This is a genomic window from Rhizobium tropici CIAT 899 (assembly GCF_000330885.1).
GTDB lineage: Bacteria > Pseudomonadota > Alphaproteobacteria > Rhizobiales > Rhizobiaceae > Rhizobium > Rhizobium tropici.
Genome location: NC_020062.1, coordinates 640,850 through 661,973, shown reverse-complemented (window position 1 = coordinate 661,973; position 21,124 = coordinate 640,850). Strand labels below are relative to the sequence as shown.

The 21,124-nt window shown below is 60.8% G+C and carries 19 protein-coding genes and 1 pseudogene; 19 read left to right on the top strand and 1 reads right to left on the bottom strand.

Annotated features, from left to right (window positions below; translation table 11 throughout):
* The first annotated feature begins 33 nt into the window (after positions 1-33).
* The 6 genes from RTCIAT899_RS25185 (at position 34) to RTCIAT899_RS25160 (ending at position 7,910) form a co-directional block, all read left to right on the top strand.
* Entirely contained in the window at positions 34-1,542 is a 1,509-nt protein-coding gene (locus RTCIAT899_RS25185; protein WP_015342643.1) for an ABC transporter substrate-binding protein, read from the top strand.
* A gap of 70 nt (positions 1,543-1,612) precedes the next feature.
* On the top strand, positions 1,613-2,560 hold the full coding sequence (locus RTCIAT899_RS25180; RefSeq protein ID WP_015342642.1) for an ABC transporter permease: 948 nt from the start codon (positions 1,613-1,615) through the stop codon (positions 2,558-2,560).
* Complete coding sequence (locus RTCIAT899_RS25175) at positions 2,557-3,435, top strand: ABC transporter permease (protein WP_015342641.1); 879 nt, start codon at positions 2,557-2,559, stop codon at positions 3,433-3,435. The genes RTCIAT899_RS25180 and RTCIAT899_RS25175 overlap by 4 nt, the downstream gene beginning before the upstream one ends.
* 22 nt (positions 3,436-3,457) lie before the next feature.
* Positions 3,458-5,245 carry a gamma-glutamyltransferase family protein gene (locus tag RTCIAT899_RS25170; RefSeq protein WP_015342640.1) on the top strand — a complete coding sequence of 596 codons (1,788 nt, stop codon included), beginning with the start codon at positions 3,458-3,460 and terminating at the stop codon, positions 5,243-5,245.
* Positions 5,246-5,250: 5 nt separating this feature from the next.
* Entirely contained in the window at positions 5,251-6,009 is a 759-nt protein-coding gene (locus RTCIAT899_RS25165; RefSeq protein WP_015342639.1) for a DUF1028 domain-containing protein, read from the top strand.
* Positions 6,010-6,059: 50 nt separating this feature from the next.
* Positions 6,060-7,910, top strand: a complete 1,851-nt coding sequence (locus tag RTCIAT899_RS25160) for an ABC transporter ATP-binding protein (protein WP_015342638.1) — start codon at positions 6,060-6,062, stop codon at positions 7,908-7,910.
* A gap of 85 nt (positions 7,911-7,995) precedes the next feature.
* On the opposite strand, the pseudogene RTCIAT899_RS25155 reads toward RTCIAT899_RS25160, so the two are convergent.
* Positions 7,996-9,122: pseudogene (locus tag RTCIAT899_RS25155) on the bottom strand (IS3 family transposase).
* 589 nt (positions 9,123-9,711) lie between these two features.
* On the opposite strand from RTCIAT899_RS25155, the gene RTCIAT899_RS31770 reads away from it, so the two are divergent.
* The 13 genes from RTCIAT899_RS31770 to RTCIAT899_RS25085 all read left to right on the top strand — a co-directional run bounded on the left by RTCIAT899_RS31770 (position 9,712) and on the right by RTCIAT899_RS25085 (position 21,097).
* Positions 9,712-10,362 carry a TetR/AcrR family transcriptional regulator gene (locus RTCIAT899_RS31770; protein ID WP_161624414.1) on the top strand — a complete coding sequence of 217 codons (651 nt, stop codon included), beginning with the start codon at positions 9,712-9,714 and terminating at the stop codon, positions 10,360-10,362.
* 269 nt (positions 10,363-10,631) lie between these two features.
* Entirely contained in the window at positions 10,632-11,948 is a 1,317-nt protein-coding gene (locus RTCIAT899_RS25140; protein ID WP_015342635.1) for an ABC transporter substrate-binding protein, read from the top strand.
* A gap of 5 nt (positions 11,949-11,953) precedes the next feature.
* Positions 11,954-12,694 (top strand): ABC transporter ATP-binding protein, encoded by a 741-nt coding sequence (locus RTCIAT899_RS25135; protein WP_015342634.1) that lies wholly within the window; start codon positions 11,954-11,956, stop codon positions 12,692-12,694.
* The gene (locus tag RTCIAT899_RS25130) at positions 12,681-13,394 is read left to right on the top strand and encodes an ABC transporter ATP-binding protein (RefSeq protein ID WP_015342633.1); all 714 of its coding nucleotides are present in this window, start codon (positions 12,681-12,683) and stop codon (positions 13,392-13,394) included. Before RTCIAT899_RS25135 ends, RTCIAT899_RS25130 begins: the two co-directional genes overlap by 14 nt.
* On the top strand, positions 13,391-14,257 hold the full coding sequence (locus RTCIAT899_RS25125; protein ID WP_015342632.1) for a branched-chain amino acid ABC transporter permease: 867 nt from the start codon (positions 13,391-13,393) through the stop codon (positions 14,255-14,257). The genes RTCIAT899_RS25130 and RTCIAT899_RS25125 overlap by 4 nt, the downstream gene beginning before the upstream one ends.
* Positions 14,254-15,258, top strand: a complete 1,005-nt coding sequence (locus tag RTCIAT899_RS25120; protein ID WP_015342631.1) for a branched-chain amino acid ABC transporter permease — start codon at positions 14,254-14,256, stop codon at positions 15,256-15,258. The genes RTCIAT899_RS25125 and RTCIAT899_RS25120 overlap by 4 nt, the downstream gene beginning before the upstream one ends.
* On the top strand, positions 15,258-16,016 hold the full coding sequence (locus RTCIAT899_RS25115) for an SDR family NAD(P)-dependent oxidoreductase (protein WP_015342630.1): 759 nt from the start codon (positions 15,258-15,260) through the stop codon (positions 16,014-16,016). The genes RTCIAT899_RS25120 and RTCIAT899_RS25115 overlap by 1 nt, the downstream gene beginning before the upstream one ends.
* A gap of 2 nt (positions 16,017-16,018) precedes the next feature.
* A complete protein-coding gene (locus tag RTCIAT899_RS25110; RefSeq protein WP_135488129.1) occupies positions 16,019-16,879 on the top strand; it encodes a beta-keto acid cleavage family enzyme in 861 nt (286 codons plus the stop codon).
* A gap of 16 nt (positions 16,880-16,895) precedes the next feature.
* A complete protein-coding gene (locus RTCIAT899_RS25105) occupies positions 16,896-18,032 on the top strand; it encodes an alpha/beta hydrolase family protein (protein ID WP_015342628.1) in 1,137 nt (378 codons plus the stop codon).
* Positions 18,033-18,048: 16 nt separating this feature from the next.
* Positions 18,049-18,360, top strand: a complete 312-nt coding sequence (locus RTCIAT899_RS25100) for a subunit of meta cleavage enzyme (protein WP_015342627.1) — start codon at positions 18,049-18,051, stop codon at positions 18,358-18,360.
* A complete protein-coding gene (locus tag RTCIAT899_RS25095; RefSeq protein ID WP_015342626.1) occupies positions 18,348-19,193 on the top strand; it encodes a DODA-type extradiol aromatic ring-opening family dioxygenase in 846 nt (281 codons plus the stop codon). Before RTCIAT899_RS25100 ends, RTCIAT899_RS25095 begins: the two co-directional genes overlap by 13 nt.
* Positions 19,194-20,318, top strand: coding sequence for an FAD-dependent monooxygenase (locus RTCIAT899_RS25090; protein WP_015342625.1), 1,125 nt, complete (start codon positions 19,194-19,196; stop codon positions 20,316-20,318). It begins immediately after the preceding gene.
* Between the two features lie 2 nt (positions 20,319-20,320).
* The gene (locus RTCIAT899_RS25085) at positions 20,321-21,097 is read left to right on the top strand and encodes an alpha/beta fold hydrolase (RefSeq protein WP_015342624.1); all 777 of its coding nucleotides are present in this window, start codon (positions 20,321-20,323) and stop codon (positions 21,095-21,097) included.
* The last annotated feature ends 27 nt before the right edge of the window (positions 21,098-21,124 follow it).

Genomic DNA, 21,124 nt, shown 5'->3' with positions numbered 1-21,124 from the left:
GCAAGGAACGAAAACTATAAACAGGAGAACAGAATGAAGATCGCCAAATTCATGGCATCGCTTGCCGCCGGCGCCCTGATCGCACTGCCGTCGCTAGCCGTCGAACTCAAGATCGGCCTGCAGGACGATGCCGATGCGCTGGACCCTGCCCAATCGCGCACTTTCGTCGGCCGCATCGTCTATACCGCGCTGTGCGACAAGCTCGTCGATGTAACACCGGACCTGAAGTTCGTCCCCCAGCTCGCCACATCCTGGAAATGGTCCGCCGACGGCAAGCAGCTTGTCATGGAGCTGCGCCAAGGCGTGAAATTCCAGGACGGGACGCCGTTCAATGCGCAAGCCGTCGTCGACAACATCCAGCGCTACCAGACCATGCCGGAATCGCGCCGCAAGAGCGAGCTTTCCTCCGTTGCCAAAGTCGAAGCATCAGGCGAGTACGAAGCCACCTTTACCCTGAAGGCGCCCGATGTCACGCTGCTTGCGCAGCTTTCCGACCGCTCCGGCATGATGGTCTCGCCGACCGCGGCAAAGGCCGCCGGCGCGAAATTCGGCGATCATCCCGTCTGCTCCGGCCCGTTCAAATTCGTCGAGCGCGTGCAGCAGGACCGCATCGTGCTCGAGAAATTCCAGGATTACTGGAACAAGGACAAGATCTTCATCGATAAGGTGACCTATCTGCCTATCCCCGACACGACGGTTCGCCTCGCTAACCTGCGCTCCGGCGATCTCGACATGATCGAACGCGTGGCGGCATCCGATGTCGGTACGGTCAAAGGCGACCCCAATCTCGTTTATGCCGATGCGATCGGCACCGGCTGGCTTGGCGTCTACGCCAATGTCGGCAACGGCGCGCGCGCCGACAATCCGATGGGCAAGGACAAGCGCCTGCGCCAGGCTTTCTCTCTGGCAATCGACCGCGAAGCCGCCATGCAGATCGTCTTCGATGGCACCGGGCTTGCCGGCAATCAGCCGTTTGCACCGAACAGCCCCTGGTTCGACAAGGATATTCCGGTGCCCGCTCGCGATGTCGACAAGGCCAAAGCGCTGGTGAAAGAAGCCGGCTTCGATCGCATTCCGGTCGAACTTGCCGTCGCCAACAATCCAGTCTCGATGCAGATGATGCAGATCATCCAGTCGATGGTTGCCGAAGCCGGCTTCGACGTGACGCTGAAGACGACGGAATTCGCAACCCTGCTCGACGCGCAGTCGAGCGGCAACTACCAGCTCAGCCGCTCCGACTGGTCCGGCCGCTCCGATCCCGACGGCAACATCCAGCAGTTCGTGACGACAGGCGCCGGTCTCAACGATTCCAAATACAGCAATCCGGAAGTCGACAAGCTACTGCTGGAGGCACGTCAGTCGCAGGACAATGCCGTACGCAAGCAGAAGTACGATGCGGCCGAGGCGATCCTCAGCCAGGATCTGCCGATCATCTTCCTCGGACATCAGGCCTGGATCTGGGCCTACAACAAGAAGGTATCCGGCTTCGTGCCCTCCCCGGACGGCATGATCCGTCTCGTGGGCGTGAAGAAGAACGGCTGAGCGACCAAAGCCATGCGGGCTCCTTCCCGCATGGCTCTTTCACATTCGACATCGCGGCAAGGAACTGCCCATGTATAGCTATATCGGAAAGAGGCTGCTCGTCGCCATCCCGACGCTGCTGATCATTTCGATCTTCGTCTTCTCGCTGCAGAAGCTGCTGCCGGGTGATCCGGTGCTTGCCATGGCCGGCGAGGAGCGCGATCCGCAGGTGCTGGAGCTGCTTCGCGAGAAATACCGGCTGAACGACCCGGTCATCTATCAATATGGCTATTGGCTGCAGGGTGTCGCCAAGGGCGATCTCGGCGTTTCGCTGCGCACCAACCAGCCGGTCCTGACGCTCGTTGCCGAAAAACTGCCGGTGACGATCCAGCTTGCCGTCATGTCGATGATCTTCGCTTTCGCGATCGGTATTCCGATGGGCATATTGGCGGCGGTGAAGAAGAACACCTTCATCGATTTCCTCGCCAATATCGTCGCCCTGTGCGGTCTGTCGGTGCCGAACTTCTGGCTCGGCATCATGCTGATCCTCTTGGTCTCGGTGAAACTCCACTGGTTGCCGGCTTCCGGATATCAACCGTTCTTCGAAGATCCCTGGCGCTCGATTCAGACGATGCTGATGCCGTCCTTCGTGCTCGGCAATGCGCTGGCGGCAACCTTGATGCGACATACTCGTTCCTCGATGCTGAGCGTGCTCAATAGCGATTATATCCGCACCGCCCGCGCCAAGGGCCTGCCGGAGACAGCAGTGGTCCTACAGCATAGTTTCCGCAACGCCATTCTGCCCGTCGTCACCGTCAGCGCCCTGCTCTTCGGTGAGCTTCTGGCCGGCGCTGTGCTCACCGAGCAGATATTCACCATCCCCGGCTTCGGCAAGCTGATTGTCGACGCGGTCTTCAACCGGGACTATGCGGTCGTCCAGGGTGTGGTGCTTTGCACAGCCGTCGGCTTTATCGCGATGAACCTCATTGCCGATATTCTCTACGTCCTCCTCAATCCGCGCATGAGGGCAGCCCTATGAGCACGATCGTTCAGACGGCCGCAGCTGCTCCCTCTGCCAAGCGGGCGCCCAATCGGGCCTGGCGAAAGCTGAGGGCCAACAAGGGCGCGTTGGTCGGGCTTGCCATCATCCTCTTCTTTACAACGATTGCGGCACTTGCGCCGCTCCTGCCGATCCCGGATCCGGTCGCCACCAGCTGGTCGGCGATCCGCAAGGCGCCATCGGCCGCGCACTGGCTCGGCACCGACGATCTCGGCCGGGACATTCTCTCCCGCATGATCTGGGGCGCGCGAGCGTCCCTGATGGCCGGCGTCTTCTCGGTTGCCATCGCCGTTGCGATCGGCGTGCCTTCGGGCCTGATCTCGGGCTACTATGGCGGCTGGATCGATCAGATCATCTCGCGCATCACCGAGGCCTTCCTGGCGATGCCGTTCCTCATCACCGCCATTGCGCTTGCCGCCTTCCTCGGCCCGAGCCTTATCAATGCGATGATCGCGATCGGGCTTTCGGCAACGCCCGTTTTCGTACGGTTGACCCGCGGCCAGGTGCTGGCGGTCAAGACGGAGGATTATGTCGAGGGTGCCCGCTCGATCGGTCTCACCCATTTCAGCATCATCTCCCGCTATATCCTGCCGAACGTCTTCGCTCCGATCCTCGTGCAGGCAACGCTCACTATCGCGACCGCGATCATCGCCGAGGCCAGCCTCTCCTTCCTCGGCCTCGGCCAGCAGCCCCCTGCCCCGAGCTGGGGTTCGATGCTCAACGTCGCCAAGAATTATCTCGAACAGGCGCCCTGGATGGCCATGTGGCCGGGTGCCGCCATTTTTCTCGTCGTGATCGGCTTCAACCTCCTCGGCGACGGCCTGCGCGATGCGCTCGACCCGCGCGAAGCATGAATAAACTCAAAAGGATGCCCCAATGACCGCATTCACCACCCGCCCCGAAATCCTCGGCACCTTCGGCGTCGTCACGTCGACGCACTGGATCGCATCCGCCGTCGGCATGAGCATTCTCGAGAAGGGCGGCAATGCCTTCGACGCTGCCGTTGCGACCGGCTTCGTGCTGCAGATCGTCGAGCCGCATCTCTGCGGGCCGGGCGGCGATATGCCGGCCGTCCTCTATTCGAAGAAGAAGGACAAGATCGAGGTCATCTGCGCCCAGGCGCCGGCACCGGCCGGCGCAACGATCGAACATTACACGCGCGAGGGGCTGAAGCTCATCCCCGGCGATGGCCTGCTCGCGACCGTCATTCCCGGCTCCTTCGACGGCTGGATGCTGATGCTGCGCGACTATGGCCGGCTGACCGTCCGCGACGTGCTGGAACCGGCGATCCACTATGCCGAAAAAGGCCATCCCGTCCTGCCGCGCGTTTCCGCAACTATTGCAGAACTTGCCGATTTCTATCGCAAGGAATGGCCGACCTCCTATGACACCTGGCTTCCCGGCGGTGCCGCCCCCGAACCCTGGTCCAACTTCAAGAACCCGATTCTTGCCGAAACCTGGAAGCGTGTCGTTGCCGAGGCGGAAAGCAGGAGCGATCGCGAAGCGCAGATCGAAGCCGCGCGCGATGCCTATTACCGCGGCTTCGTCGCTGAAGCGATCGACAGCTATGTCAGCAAGACCGAAGTCATGGATGCGAGCGGCGCCCGCCACAAGGGCGTGTTAACTGCGGATGACATGGCCAACTGGCGCGCCACCATCGAGGAGCCGCTGACCTATGACTATCACGGCTGGACGGTCGCCAAGATCGGTCCCTGGGGTCAAGGGCCTGTCTTCCTGCAGACGCTGTCGCTCCTCAAGGGTTTCGATCTGGCCGGCATGGACCCCGCCGGAGCCGACTTCGTCCACACCGTTACTGAGGCCATGAAGCTCGCCTTTGCCGATCGCGAGGTCTATTACGGCGACCCCAATTTCACGAATGTACCGCTCGAAACCCTGCTTTCGGATGCCTATGCTGATGAGCGCCGCCGGCTGATTTCGTCCGAGGCGTCGCTTGCCCTGCGCCCCGGCAAGCTGCCCGGCTTTGAAAGCCAGTACGATCTCACTATGGCGATGCTCGATGCGCCAGAAGCCAAGAGCGGCGCGGTCTACGAGCCGACAATGTCGCATCTCACCGAGAAGCGCGGCGATACCGTGCATATCGATGTCATCGACCGCGAAGGCAATATGGTGTCGGTGACACCATCGGGCGGGTGGCTGCAATCCTCGCCGATCATTCCCGGCCTCGGCTTCTGCCTCAATTCCCGCGCCCAGATGTTCTGGCTGCAACCCGGCCTGCCCTCTTCACTTGCACCGGGCAAACGGCCGCGCACGACGTTGACCCCGACGATGGCGCTGCATGAAGGACGCCCGACGCTCGCCTTCGGCACGCCTGGCGGCGATCAGCAGGAACAGTGGCAGCTCTCCTTCTTCCTGCGCTATGTCCATCACGGGCTGAACCTGCAGGAAGCGATCGACAAGCCGCTATTCCACAGCACGCATTTCCCGAGTTCCTTCTATCCGCGCACGCGCGAACCCGGCGGCCTGACGGCAGAGGCGAATTTCAGCGCCGACGTGCTGGATACGCTGCGCAAGAAGGGCCACCAGCTGACCGTCGCTCCGGAGTGGACCGTGGGACGCCTCACCGCAGCGCGGCGTGATGCGGACGGTCTCTTGCGCGCCGCAGCGACTCCGCGTTTGATGCAAGCCTACGCCGTTGGGAGGTAGAGCCGATGACCTGGTCGATCGTTGTACGAGAGCCGGAAACCGGAAATCTTGCTATCGCCGTCGCCACCCGCTTCTTTGCCGTCGGCAGCATCGTGCCGCATATTCGCGGCGGCATCGGCGCGGTTGCGACGCAGGCCTTTGCCAGCCCGCTTTACGGTATCGACGGACTGGCCATGCTGGCAGCAGGTCATGCGCCTGGCGAAATCGTTGAGGCTTTGAGTGCTCGCGACGAAGGCCGCGAGCAGCGGCAGTTTCACCTGATCGACAGTAAGGGCAGCAACGCCGCCTTCACCGGCGCCAAGTGCATCGATTGGGCCGGTCATCTGGTGGACGACAACGTGTCGGTTGCCGGCAACATGCTGGCCGGGCCACAGGTGATTTCTGAAACGCTTGCGACCTTCAAGAAGACTGCCGGCAAACCACTCGCCGAACGGCTGCTCGAAGCCATGCGGGCGGGCGAAGATGCGGGCGGCGATAAGCGTGGCAAGCAATCGGCAGCACTCGTCATCCACCGCGACCAGGATTACGCCTGGCTGAACATCCGTATCGACGACAGTGCCGATCCGCTTGCCGAACTGGAGCGGCTCTATGCCGTCGCTCAGGAGCGTTATCTTCATGTCGCCGAGACCATGCCGACGCGCCAGAACCCCAGCGGCATGATCGACCGCCGCGAAATCGACGAGAGGATTGCCGCGCTTGAGGCCAAAAGGGTGGCCGAAGGCCGACCCTCGGCTTCCCGTGCGACGATGGCAGCTCCGTCGTGAGCAACCTCAATTGAAGCCTGACCAATGGTAAAATCATAAAAGGGAACTTCATGCCGACCATTGCAGCTCGAACAACCAACCAAGGCACCCAGCCTGTTCTTTCGGTCTCCAATCTCTCCACCTCATTTCTCGTCGATGGCGAGTGGCGCACGGTCGTCAAGGCTATCTCTTTCGACGTCATGCCGGGTGAAACGGTCGCCATCGTCGGCGAAAGCGGTTCCGGCAAGAGCGTGACCTCGCTCTCGATCATGCGCCTGCTCGCCAGGGCCAGCAGCCGCATAGAGGGTGAAGTCAGACTCAACGGCCGAGATCTTCTGACTTTGCCGGAGGCCGAGATGCGCAAGGTGCGCGGCAAGGATGTCGCGATGATCTTCCAGGAGCCGATGACTTCTCTCAATCCGATCTTCACCATCGGCCGGCAGATTTCCGAGGCGCTGACCTGCCACGGCAATATTTCCAAGGCTGAAGCGAAGGCGGAAACGATCCGCCTCCTAGAAAAGGTGCGCATCCCCAACGCGTCCTCTCGCTTCGACGAATATCCGCACCAGTTTTCCGGCGGCATGCGCCAGCGCGTGATGATCGCCATGGCACTTGCCAGCCGCCCGAAACTGCTGATCGCCGACGAGCCGACGACCGCGCTCGATGTGACGATCCAGGGCCAGATCCTCGACCTCATCAAGGTGCTGCAGGAAGAGGAAGGCATGTCCGTCCTCTTCATCACCCACGATATGGGCGTCGTGGCCGAGATATCCGATCGCACCATCGTCATGTATCGTGGCGAGGCAGTCGAGACCGGCGAGACCGACGATATCTTCCATCGCGGCCAGCATCCCTATACTCGAGCCCTGCTGTCAGCCGTGCCGCGCTTGGGTTCGATGAAGGACCAGCCGCAGCCGCTGCGCTTCCCGGTCGTTGACGCAAGCACTGGCGAGCGCAGCGAGCCAAAGGCGCTCACAGACACCGTCGATCACCGCAAGACGCCGGTTCTCGAGGTTAAGAACCTCGTCACCCGCTTCGATCTTCGCGGTGGCCTGCTTGCCCGTCCGACAGGCGCTATCCACGCCGTCGAAAATGTCTCCTTCGATCTCGCTCAGGGGGAAACCCTGTCGCTGGTCGGAGAATCCGGCTGCGGCAAGTCGACGACGGGGCGCTCCATCATGCGCCTCATCACGCCGAAGTCCGGCGAAGTTCGTCTCGACGGCTATGATGTGATGAAGCTGGACGCGCTCGAACTGCGCCGGATGCGCCGCAGCATCCAGATGATCTTCCAGGACCCTTTCGCGAGCCTCAATCCGCGCATGACGATCGGCGCTGCTGTAGCGGAACCCATTATCGAGCATCGCCTGGGCACACGCGCCGAAGCCCGGGAAAAGGCCGCCGATCTTCTGGAACGTGTCGGATTGAAAGCGGATATGATGAGCCGCTATCCGCACGAATTCTCAGGCGGCCAGCGCCAGCGCATCTGCATCGCCCGCGCGCTCGCCCTTGATCCGAAAGTGATCGTTGCGGACGAAAGCGTCTCGGCGCTGGACGTATCGATCAAGGCGCAGGTCTGCAATCTGCTGATGGATCTGCAGCAGAGCCTCAACCTCTCCTATCTCTTCATCTCGCACGACATGGCCGTGGTCGAGCGCGTCAGCCACCGGGTCGCCGTCATGTATCTCGGCGAGATCGTCGAAATCGGACCGCGCGCGTCGGTGTTCGAAAATCCGCAGCATCCCTACACCAGGAAGCTGATGGCGGCCGTCCCGGTGCCGGATCCGTCCCGACGCGGCATCCGGCGCAACCTCGCCGTCGACGAGTTGAAGAGCCCGGTGCGCCCCGTCGGTTATCAGCCGCCAGCCCGCGCGTATCGCGAAGTCTCGAAAGGCCATCTGGTTCAAATGGAAGAGGCCGCCTGAGGCGCATTCTGACCTTGACGCCACCGAATTCCGGGCAAATATCGGCATCCTGTGAATAGCCCCGAGTTTCCTAGACGCCCTCGGGTTAGATTTTCTGCTGCTTTTCGAACTCGACGGGCGACAGCATCCCGTTCCTGACGTGTTTGCGTTTCGGGTTGTAGAACATTTCGATGTAGTCGAACACGTCCTGGCGAGCTTCATCGCGTGAACGGTAGACCCTGCGACGTATCCGTTCTCGCTTGAGAAGATTGAAGAAGCTCTCGGCCACCGCGTTATCATGGCAGTTGCCGCGTCGGCTCATGGAATGAACCAGATTGTGATGCCTGAGGAACGCGGCCCAGTCCATGCTGGTGAACTGCGAGCCCTGGTCCGAGTGGATCAGCACCTTTTCCTTCGGCTTGCGTCGCCACACGGCCATAAGCAGAGCCTGTAGAACGACATCGGTGGTTTGGCGGCTCTGCATTGCCCAACCGATCACACGACGCGAATAAAGATCGATGACGACGGCAAGATAGGCGAAGCCCTCGCAGGTTCGGATGTAGGTGATGTCCGTCACCCAGGTAGTGTCTGGAGCCGTCACGTCGAATTGCCGGTCGAGCGTGTTGTCGATGACGACCGAAGGCCTGCCGCCGTGGATGCCGGGACGGCGTTTGTAGCCAATCTGCGCCTTGATCCCGGCAAGGCGGGTCAGACGCGCAACCCGGTTCGGGCAACATGTCTCTCCCTAATCGAGAAGGTCGTCGTGCAGCTTGCGATAACCGTAGACCTTGCCGCTCTCTTCCCATGCCTTCAGGAGCAGGTCGGTCTGTCGCTTGTCCTCGCTGGCTCGCCTGCTCAGCGGGTTCTTCAGCCAGGCATAAAACCCACTGGGATGAACCCGCAGAAGGCGGCACATCGTCCGCACCGAAAACTGCAAGCAATGCAGAGCAATGAACGCGTACTTCACTTTGCATCCCTGGCGAAATACGCGGCCGCTTTTTTTAGGATATCTCGCTCCTCGGTGACGCGAGCCAGTTCCTTCTTCAGCCGCCTGATCTCCTCGGCCTCGTCGTTGCCCTTGGTGTTCGACGCAGCAAACTTCTTTTTCCATTCGTAGAGCGAATGCTGGCTGACGCCGAGGCGCTGCGAGACCTCCGCAACCGGATAGCCTCGCTCCGTGATCTGGCGCACCGCGTCACGCTTAAACTCTTCGCTAAAATTCGATTTGCTCATGATGCTCTTCTTGCCTCAAAATTAGGAAAGAAGGCGTCTACAAATCTCGGGGCTATTCAACCTGTTCCATATTCCCCGCCACGACATCTCTTCCAACCATCATCGGACAATCGCCCGGGCATGACCCACAGAAGTAGTTCTGGGGTACCATTTCGCCTCCAGGGAAGTGCCTTGTGGAGGCTGAGAGACACAGGCGCACTTAAAGCTACGGTACTGACATCAAGGATTCGATATAATTTGGAGGTATGTGATCAACTGCGACTTTTCGCAATCGATTGGACAGCCACTCTAAAATCGTCGCACCAAATCGCCCTGATATCCAACAGGGTTGCCCTCGTCACCGACACATCCAAAATCGTCGCGAAGATGTGGGGCGAGCAGTGCCACAGAGCTTGGCGACCCTGGTTCGTCGCCCACGATCTCGCCGAAGGCGGAGCCCCACTCAGTCGATACGGTGATCACTGCGAAACTCATGTGAGGTATCATGCCTCCGGGTTGCCTTCTGATTTTCTTTGAACGCGCTCAAGAAACTTGATACGGAAACCCATTGCACCATTATCGTGAGTAAATGGCGGCATGGGAGATCGAGTTGGACGCAGCGCTGGACAAGTCGCGGAAGATTGGCACCCGCGAGCGGAACAAGAACGACAAGCTGAGGAGGATCAAGTCCTCGGCTCTAGAACTTTTCGTGTCGAAAGGTTTCGACGACACGACGACCCGGGAGATCGCCAGCGCGGCGGGCGTCGGCCTGGGGACGGTGTTCGTCTACGCCGAAACCAAGCGCGACCTTCTCTTTCTCATCGTCAACGACGACCTCGAAGACTGCGTGAATCGATCGATCCAAGCATGCTCGACCGAGCGATCGCTATTTCAGAACATCATGGCGATCCTAGGCATCCACTACGAATACTTCTCGAGACTTCCAGTACTTTCCAGGCAGGCTCTCCGGGAAATGTATTTCTATCAGTCTGGCAAACAGGCCGAGCGTTTCATGAGGACCCGCGAACGGCTGAGCGGTCTGTTGGAACGCCTGATCGAAGAGGCAAGCGTCGCCCGCGTCATCCATTCCGACGAATCGACGCAAGCCATCGCACAAACGATCTTCGCGATCTACCAGGTCGACCTTCGCCGCTGGCTTTCTACGGACGACCTGAACCTTGACTCCGCCATGGAGCATCTCGGGCACCAACTCAAGGTCCTCATGAAGGGCCTCTCTCCCCGACCAGAAGCCCTGGCCTGATCGAAGCTGCCCGACATGGCGGGGAAAGCCATGCCTCTCAAAAATATTGATCATGATCAGTATTGACAATTGTCGTTCGCTGTATCACAAAATTGAGCGTGCTCATTTTATTGTCGACGAGAGGATGTCGACAAGCGCGAGCAGGAGGCGTCAGTAGGCTAGTTTCGGTAGCGACCAACCGCGTGGACGACCGCCCGCGCGACCGAGTTTCCGTTGCCGAGAAAGCGCATGACAGGGCGAAATCGCACGTGATCTGGGAGGATCGGAACATGCCGAAACACGACAAATCCGACACGCAGCTGACCAGAAGAGGCGCACTCGCCAGGATCGGTGGAGCGATTGCCGCAGGAGCTATCGCCCAATTTCCGGCTCCCCTCCTCGCCCGGACTGAAACGCGCTCCCTGAAGATCGGCATGCTGGCGAGCATATCTGGTCTGAGATCGGATTTCGGGGCCGTAGATTCATGGATTGTTGAACGCGTTCAAAAATCTGTGGCCAATGGCCTCGATATCGGCGGAACGAATTATGCCGTCGAGATCATCGTAAAGGATAACCAGTCCGACCCCAACCAGACGGCCGTGGCGGCGCGCGATCTCGTCCTGCGCGAGAAGTGCGACCTGATTCTTACCGACGACGGCGACAATTCTTCGGGCGCTGCAGCCGAACTCGCGGATGCCCGTGGCGTACCGATGATTTCGACTTTGTCGCCTTGGGAAGCCTGGGTGTTTGGGAGGCACGGCGCTCCAGACAAGGGCTTCCCCTTCACCTTCCACTATTGCATCGGCGCGGGTGACGTTTTCAAACTCTACACCGATATGTGGAACGGAATGCAGACCAACAAGAAGGTCGGAACGATCTACATGGACTCCGCCGCGGCGCGCGGATTCGCCGATCGTCAGCATGGCCTGCCGGTTCTCCTGCAGAAGAACGGCTACACCGAAGTCAACACAGGCTTCTTCCAGCTAAACAACGATGACTTCACCAATCAGATAGCCGAGTTGATCGGCGGCGACGTCGGCATTTTGTCTGGCAGCTGCTATCCCAATCACTTTGCAACCTTCTGGAACCAGGCTGCGCAGAACGGCTTCCAACCTGAGGCGGTAACCGTCGCAGGTCCGTTCCTCTTCCCCAGCGCGCTCGAGGGCCTCGGCGATCTCGGCGACGGCATGTCGACCGAGGTCCTTTGGAACCCCGCTCTCCCTTACAAGTCTTCGATGACCGGGCAGAGCGCGCGGGAACTGGCCGACGAGTTCGAACAGGACACGGGCGCGCAGTGGACGCAGCCGCTTGGCATCTCCCACTCGCTTTGGGAGGTTGGTTTCGCGGCCCTTAGAGGTGCGTCCGATCCCAAGGATAACAAATCGATCCGGGACTCCATCGCCTCGCTCAAAGTCGACACGGTCGTCGGCCCCTTGGATTTCGCGGGATCGCCCGTGAAGAACGTCGCGATCCAAAAACTCGTCGGCGGTCAATGGCGCAAGACCAAGGACGGCAAATTCCCCTTCGAGCTTGTCATCGTGAACGCCGGCACGAGTGGCGTGACGCCCACGGCCGAGTTGGTGCCGCTCTCGAAGATTCGGAGCTGAAGGAAATGGCCGCGAGCGATGTGCTGCTGCGCATATCAGGTCTCAAGAAGCGCTACGGGTCGATTGTCGTCGCCGATGACATCGACTTGGAACTGCCGCATCGCGGCTGCCTGGGCGTGATCGGACCGAACGGAGCCGGAAAGAGTACATTGTTCCATCTGCTCACCGGGGTGGTCCGGCAGGACAGCGGCTCCATTGTGCTCGACGGCAACGAGCTGTCCGAGTTGTCTCCTCATCGACGCCCTTCAATGGGTGTCGTCAGGGCATTCCAAATACCGCAATGTTTCGAGAATCTGACGGTGAACGAGAACGTGCTCCTGGCGTCCTACTCCGCCGCCCGTTTGCGCGGCGCGCGCGCCCGGGAGCTGGCTACGGAAGCCCTTCGGCGGACCGGGCTTTCCGGAGTGACGGACATGCATGCGGGCAAGCTCCGCCTGCTCGACAGAAAGCGTCTGGAACTCGCGAAAGCCCTCGCCTCGAACGCTCGCCTCCTGCTGCTCGACGAAATAGCCGGCGGACTCACCGACGCCGAGACTGCGTCACTGATCGAGCTGATCCAGGAGCTGAAGGCCATGCACTCGATCATCTGGATCGAGCACATTCCGCACGCGCTCAAGGCCGTCGCGGACCGCGTCATGGTTCTCAATTTCGGACGAAAGGTCATGGAGGGCCTCCCTGACGATGTGATGAACAGCGCGCTCGTTCGCGAAATCTACATGGGAATACCCGCCGATGAAGCTGCTTGAGGTCGAAAATCTGGAAGCGTTCCACGGCGATCTGCGCGCGCTGCACGGTCTGTCGCTGTCGTTGGACGCGGGCGAATGCGTCGCAGTCGTCGGGGCGAACGGCGCTGGCAAGACGACTTTGCTTCGCAGCATAGCCGGTCTTGTTGGCCGAGTTGAAGGTCGTGTGACCTATGACGGGAAGGAGATCACGCGTCGGAAGGTCGAGGACATCGCGCGTTCCGGCGTCGCTCTGGTGCCCGAGGGGCGCGCGCTCTTTCCGTCGCTGGATGTGGAGGAAAATCTCAAGATCGGCGCATTCTCCGGGCGACCCGGACACTGGAACCTCGAGTCCATTTTCGAGCTGTTTCCCTTGCTCGAAGAGCGGCGTTCACAGCGTCCGAACACGCTTTCCGGCGGGCAGCAGGGGCTGGTGGCAATCGGCCGCGCGCTCATGTCGAACCCCAGAGTTCTGCTCTGCGATGAAATATCGCTCGGGCTGGCCCCGGTGGCGGTGGAAGCAATCTACCGATCTTTCGAGGCGATCTCACGTTACGGGACTTCCATTGTCCTTGTCGAACAGGACGTACATCGTGCTCGATCGTTCGCTAGCCGACTTTATTGCCTACTCGAAGGGCGGATGACCCTTCATGGGAACAGTGCCGACCTGACCGACGAGCAGTTGGCGCGTGCCTATTTTGGTTTGGGGGAGATGATGCATTGACCTGGGTCTCGACGATCATCAACGGCGCACTCCTGGGCGGGCTTTACGGCTTGTTCGGTGTCGGCCTCGCGCTCGTGTTCGGTGTCACTCGCATCGTGAACATTGCCCATGGCGAGTTCATCGCCCTGGCGGCGTTCATCGGACTGGGCGCATCGACACTACTGCCGTTCCTGCACCCGCTGCTGCTCATTGTTCCCGTGACGGCCGTTTCGTTCGCTTTGGGGTATGTGCTGCAGGCAGGGCTGATCAATCGTGCGCTAAAGCTCAACAACATGGTCGCCCCATTGTTGCTGACATTCGGCATCTCCGTGGTCGCGCGCAACATGATGGCGGAAGGGTTCGGCGTGAGCCCAAGGATGATCAAGCAGGGCGATTTCGCGCAACAGAGCTTTGACATCGCCGGAATGAAGATTGGCGTTCTCCCAGTCACGACCATGCTCATAGCTATTGCTCTCTTCCTGGGCCTCGAATTCGCGCTCAAGAAGACGAAGTTCGGGCGTATGGTTCGCGCGACCGCGGACAATCCGGAGATCGCCAGGGTCATGGGCATTACGCCGGACCGCGTCTACAGCCTTGTCACGGGCATCTCGTTCGCATTGGCGGGAGTGGCAGGCGTCTTGCTTGCCATGCGCACGACCTTCACGCCGTTCTCCGGCGTTGAGCGGCTTCTCATTTCCTTCGAAGTGGTCGTACTTGGCGGCTTGGGCTCGTTCTGGGGAGCCATGCTCGGCGGCATCGCCTTGGGGATAGCCCAACTCGTCGGCCTCAAGCTCAACCCGAATGCCGGCTTTCTCTACGCTCACCTCCTCTTTCTGGCGTTCATGCTTGCGCGCCCGAACGGCTTCTTTGGAGCGCGGGCATGACCAGGCGACATTCCGAAATCTCGATCTTCATTCTCGCTGTCGTCGCAGCAACCACGATGCCGTTGCTTGCGGACGAAGGCGTCACCGCGGTGGTCGGCGAGGCATGCCTGATGCTCGCCATGGCGAGCGCCTGGAACCTGATGGCCGGGTATGTGGGCCTCGTGTCGCTAGGACTGCAGGCCTTCGTGGGCCTGGGCGCTTATGCGGCGATCTACACATCCAATGCGTTGGGAGTTTCGCCCTATCCGGCGCTCGTCGCGGGGCCGCTTGCGGGAATGGCGCTTGCAGCTCTCAGCTCGGTGCTCCTGCTTCGGCTGCGCGACGCCTATTTCTCCATCAGCACCTGGGTCATCGCAGAGGTCGTCGCGATGCTGGTACTCATAGCCCCCAATCTGGGTAACGTCACCGGGCTCACGCTCGAGGCGACGCGCGACCTCGACTTCGACCTGTTTCTGAGAATCACGTTCTGGCTGAGCGCCGGCCTCGCCATCATTACGGTCTTCGGGATCGGCCTCCTGATGCGGTCTCCAACGGGGCTGGCGATGATGGGCGTCCGTGACAACGAACTCGCGGCCGTCAGCATCGGGGTCGATGTCCGTCGAAACCGCCTTATCGCTTTGCTTACCGTCGGAGCCGTCTGCGGCCTGGCGGGGGCAATAAACTATTCGGGCGCGATGTTCGTCACGGTGTCGAGCGGTTTCGATGTGAACTGGGTGGTGACGATGATCTTCATCGTGATCGTCGGGGGTATCGGCACGATCGGCGGGCCTGTCGTCGGCACGCTGCTCTACTACGGCCTGCGCCAACTGATGATGGTAGGTTTTGGCCTTTCCGGCAGCTGGCACCTCACCGCGATGGGAATCGTGGCTATTGCCACCATCCTCGTCGCCCCCAAGGGTCTATGGCCATGCATCCGCGCCCTCCTGTCCACCAGGATGCGGATCGCGCCCGCCCAGCCCGCAACACTGATGGCCGAAGAAATGCCCGGTAGGAGTTTGTGATGGGACTTGTGGAAAACAAAACCTGCATCGTGACTGGCGCGGCGGGAAGCATCGGCCTCGCCACGGCGAAACTGCTCGCAGGCGAAGGCGCGAAGGTGATGCTGGTTGACTTCAATGCCGCCAGGCTCGCCGAGGTCGCTCGGGAATTCGATCCAGCACGGACGGGGTCCTGCGTGGCCGACGTCACGGACCCTGCACAGGTTCGCGACTTTATTCTGCAAACGGTAGAAGCGTTCGGCCCCATCGACGTCCTCTTCAGCAATGCGGGCAACGATGGACCGCTTAGCCCAATCGCAGACTATCCAGAGGACATGTTCGACAAGATCATCAAGACACACGTCTATGGCGGCTTCTATACTTGCAAGTATGCCGTGCCTCATATGCGCGACGGCGGCAGCATCGTCATCATGTCGAGCATCGTCGGCCTGAAGGGAGTTCCCGGGAACTGCTCGTATGTCATGGCGAAGCACGCTCTCACCGGACTGATGAGGGGGTTGTCGAAGGAGCTCGGCCATCGCGGCATTCGAGTCAATACCGTCAATCCAGGTCCGGTCGACAATGAGTTCATGCGTACTGCCGAGAAGACCATGTCGGTCGTCCTCGGCCGGGATGCCGGAGCCTTCTTCGACGAGCAAATACCCTTGGGCCGTCATGCCAAGCCTGAAGAGGTCGCCGAAGCAGTCTGCTTCCTGGCCTCCGATCGCAGTCGCTACACGAATGGGTCGGCCATCATGGTCGACGGCGGATTTTCCTCATGACCATGTCCTTCCAAGACATACCCTCACGGGATGAGGCTGGCTCTTCAGAGCAGCGTAGGGTCATGGTTTCCGTTGCCCCAAACGGCGGACGGAAGACCAAGGCCGACCACCCGGCCCTGCCGCTGTCGGCAGACGAGTTGGCGCGCTGCGCCGCCGAGTGCCGGGATGCGGGAGCCAGTCTCATCCACGTGCATGTCCGGGACGATCGAGGCCGTCATTCGCTCGACGCCGAGGCCTATCGCGAGGCGACGAGCGCGATCAGACGGCAAGTCGGTCGGGAACTCGTGGTGCAGATCACCACTGAATCCCTGGGCATCTATTCTCCATCAGAGATGATCGAGACCGTCCGCGCGGTCAGGCCGGAAGCGGCCTCTATCGCGCTGCGGGAGATCGTCCGCGACGAGAGCGACGAGAGACCCTTCGCAAGGCTTATGGAGTGGATGTCGCGGGAAGGCGTCACACCGCAGATCATCCTGTATGACCAGGTTGACCAGGAGGCTCTTCGCGACATGCGGTCGCGCGGCCTTGTCAGCGATCAGGTCCCCTTGCTGTATGTACTCGGGCGTTATAGCGCTAGCCAAACCTCCATTCCGGCGGACGTTCTGCCATTCGTACGGACCGATGACGCGCCACATTGGAGCGTCTGCGCCTTCGGGCAACATGAAGCTGCCTGCGTCGTGGCCTCCGCACTCCTTGGCGGCAACGCGCGGATCGGGTTCGAGAACAATCTCCATCTTCCGACGGGCGCGATCGCTCCCTCGAACGCCGCCTCCGTCTCCGTTGTGGCGAAGGCGCTCACCTCGCTGAGCCTTCCCTTGGAGACCGCCGATGGCTTGAGGGAAACATTTTCCAGACTGCAATGAATTCGGAGTTCAAGGAATGAACGTACAGAACGTGACAACCGATCCCGGCGGGCCTAGGAGCCTTGAGAACGCCAAGGCATGGATGAAGGACCGTCTTGGCAAGCGGGTGCATCCCCTCGGTCTCACCGACCCGGCGGAGACAATCAGGGCTATCGATCGGCTCGAAGGCCTCGACGGTGCGAACTGGGCAAAATCGTGGGTCGCATCCGGTAAGGAATTCCTCGCCAACGGTCGGTTGGCCGAAGAGCGCGGCGACCTCGAGGCCGCTCGTGCCGCCTACTATCAAGCCTATGGGTTCTTTTTCCTCGGGCGCTTCCCGTGTCCCAACCACCCCCACAAGTTGGCCAGCTACGAACTGGAGCTCGAGGCGTACGGCAATTTCGGCCGATTGGCCGAGCCACCGATCGAACCCGTGACGGTTCCTTTTCAGGAAGGGACTCATGGTGACCGCGTGCGCTTCTATGTGAGGAAGCCGACTGATGTCGCCAAGCCGCCTGTCGTCATTATGTGGGGCGGTGTCGATGCCTGGAAAGAGGAGATGACCGAGCTCTCCTCACAGCTGGCGGCAGCGGGCATCGCGTCCATTGCCATGGACAACGTTGGGACCGGGGAGTCGCCCATCAAGGCCAAAGCCGATGGCGAGAAACAGTTTCTTCCGGTCATCGAGTGGGCTCGGCAGAACGAGGACCTCGACGGCACTCGCTTGGTTCTTATCGGACGATCGTTTGGCGGCCATTGGGCGACGAAACTCGCCCATCTCATTCCGGATGCGCTTCGCGGTGCCGTGAACTGGGGTGGCGGCGTCCACTATATGTTCCAGCGCGACTGGGTCGAACAGTCCAGGTACCCCGACAGCTACCTCATGGAATTGGTCGAAACCCGCAGCCGGATGCTCGGCGCGTCGAACGACGAGGAATACGCCGAAGGTTTCCGGATCCTGTCCCTGCTCGACCAGGGCATTCTCGACCGTCCCTCCGCGCCGCTGCTTCTTGTAAACGGCAAGGACGACAGGCAGTGCCCCATCGCGGACATTCACCTGCTTCTCGAGCATGGCAGCCCCAAGACGGTGCGCCTCTTTCCCGGCGGCCACATGGGGTTCGGGCCACATACGGTTCCCACCATTGTGCGCTGGATCGAACAGCGCCTGCAATGACACGAAAGGAAAAACCATGAGCAACTGGCGATTGATGATGCCGACGACGGAGGCCTACCTTTTGGACAAGGTCCTCTTCGAGCTGCATCACAAGCCCGACGACCTGGCAGCCTACAATCAGGACAAGGACCAATACCTCTCCCGCTACAAGCTGACCGCCGAGATGAAGGCGAAGATCAGCGGCAACGATGTGGCCGCGCTCTATGAAGCCGGCGTCAACCCCTATCTCCTGCGGGCGCATTGCATCGGCGTGAAAATCCCCGAGGACGTTTCGCTCGCCGCACTGCGCAGCCTCATGAAAGAAGGAGACGACAAATGGCTGAAATAACCGGAATCTATACGGCGAGCCACACGCCCGTCATGCTCAACTTCCCGGACCGGATTCCGGCGGAACTTCGCAACGAAATCTTCGGGGCCTACGAGGACATGGGTCGCGACTTCGAGTCCGGTAAACCCGACGCCCTGATCGTTCTTTCGAACGACCATCTGCACAACTTCTTCCTCGACAACTTTCCTGCCCTCTGCATCGGGACGGGCGAAAGCTACGAGAGCCCGATCGAGCACTGGCTCAAGGCAAAGCGCAGAACGTTCCAGGGAGACCAGGCCTTCGGCTCGTACCTTCTGCAAGCCGCATTGCAAGCCGACTTCGATCCGGCGTTCTCCATGGACATGGTGCTCGACCACGGATCATTGACGCCGCTCGAGCTGGCGGGCCTAGATCCCGACCTGCCGATCGTTCCGGTTCTCTTCAACTGCGTCCAGCCGCCGATGCCGACGATGCGTCGGTGCTACAATTTCGGTCGGTTCCTCGGCAAGGCGATCCGCGAATACGAAGGCGTCGAGCGCGTCGCGATCCTGGCGACAGGCGGCATCAGCCACGATATAGCGACGCCGCGCATGGGCATGGTCAATCGGGAATTCGATGAGAACCTCCTCCAGCTGCTCGAGGCGGGCGATCCTGACAAGGTGATCGCCTATGCCACTGACTTCGTCCATACCGCGGGCAACGGTGCCGAAGAAATCCGGATGTGGATGGCGGCGATGGGCACGGCCGAAGTCTCCGGCCTGCAGTTTAAGCGCGCCTTCTACAAGGCAGTGAACGACTGGTACACGGGTATCGGAATCGGTCACTTCGTCGGCGAAAACGTGAAGGTGGCCTGAATGCTGAAAGACATCAAAATCCTTGTCTTGGGCGGGGGGATAGCCGGCATGGCCGCCTCGATCGCACTGCGCGACCGAGGGATCGCCGTCGATCTCTGCGAGCGCGATCCGCAGTGGAAGGTCTACGGGGCGGGCATCACGATTACGGGGCCGACGCTGCGAGCGATGGGGCGGCTGGGCATACTCGACGAGGTGCTGGAGGAAGGCTATGCGGCCGACGGCATCGACATCTGCTCGGCGCAGGGCAAACACCTGTTCACCGTGGATACAACGAACGAGGCGCTCGGTGGCATTCCGAGCGCTGGCGGCATCCTCCGTCCGGTTCTTCATCACATCATGCAACGCCGCCTGCAGAAGATCGGCGTTGCGCCGCTCCTCGGCGTGGAAGTCGAAAGCATCGTTTCCGGGAAGACCAGGAGCCAAGTTCGCTTCGGAAACGGCAAAGTCGCCGAATACGATCTGATCGTCGGTGCCGACGGCATTTACTCGGAGACGCGCACACGCCTGTTTCCGCAGACCTCCGCCCCACGTTACGCCGGACAGCTCTGCTGGCGGCTGATGACCGAAAGGCATCCGTCGATCGGACGGCGTACCTTCTTCCTCGGTGGTCGCGCGAAGGTAGGCTTGAACCCGGTCTCGAAGAACCAGATGTACATGTTCTACCTAGAAGCACAGCGGGAGCCGCTGCGCCGCGACGAGGCAGGACAGCACCAGATCCTCCATGACCTCATGGAGGGCTACGGGGGTGTGTTGGCCGAGGTCCGTCAGGCCTTGAAGGAGACGTCGAACATCATCTGCCGGCCGCTCGAAACGGTTTTCGTGGACGGGAACTGGAGCAACGGCAATGTCGTATTGATCGGCGACGCGGCACACGCCACCACACCGCAACTCGCCTCCGGCGCCGGCATGGGGATCGAAGACGGCCTCGTATTGGCACAGGAGGTTTCGAAAGCTCCGGATGTCGCAACCGCGCTGGATGCATTCATGTCGCGCCGCTACGGGCGCTGCAAACTGGTGGTGGATTCCTCGCTGGAAATCAGCCGGCTGGAAAGGGAGCAAGCGGCTCCGGAAGCACAGACCGCCGTCGTCGAGAAGGCGCTCGTCCAACTCAACCAGGAATTCTGAGAATGTTCGTGGAATTTGAGGACCACGTCCTCCACGCCGAAACCCATGGCAATCCCGCCAAACCTGCTCTGATACTCATCCATTCGCTGGGCACTTGCGCCAGCGTTTGGGAGAAGCAGGTCCAGGCCCTGTCCGCGGACAACTTCATTGTTTGCCCCGACTTGAGGGGGCACGGACTGAGTGAGGTGTCACGGTCCGCGGTCTCGATTCAATCCCTGGCCGACGATGTCCACGCGATCGTCGCGTCCTTGAACCTGGATAGCTATCATGTCTGCGGCATTTCGATCGGCGGCCTTGTCGCCCAGGCGTTCGCGGCCGGGCGTCCGGATCGGGTGAAGACCCTCACGCTCCTGGATTCGAATCTCGTCAGCCTAAATCCGCCGATGTGGCGCGAGCGCGCCAAAAAATGCCGCGAGGATGGTCTGCCATCCATTGCGGAGGCGGTTCTGTCGAGATGGACGACCCCAGGCTTTCAGCAATCCGTGGGGGGGCGGGCACTTGCGACAATGCTCTCGCGGACTCCGGACGAGGGCTATGCCGCTTCATGCGAAGCCCTTGCCGATGCTGATTGCAGGGCGCACGCCTCTGCCCTGCGAATGCCTGTAACGATCGCCCTCGGCGAATTCGACGAGGCAACGCCCCGCGCCGCCTCGGAAGCACTCGCAGCCGCCCTGGGAGGTGTCGCGGTAACGACAATCCCCGGAGCGGCCCACATCCCGCTCTTCGAGGCGGCACCGCATGTCAACAGCCTGCTCGCCGCCGTATTGGCCGACAACTGATCGTTCTGGGAGGATGGAGGAAGCAAA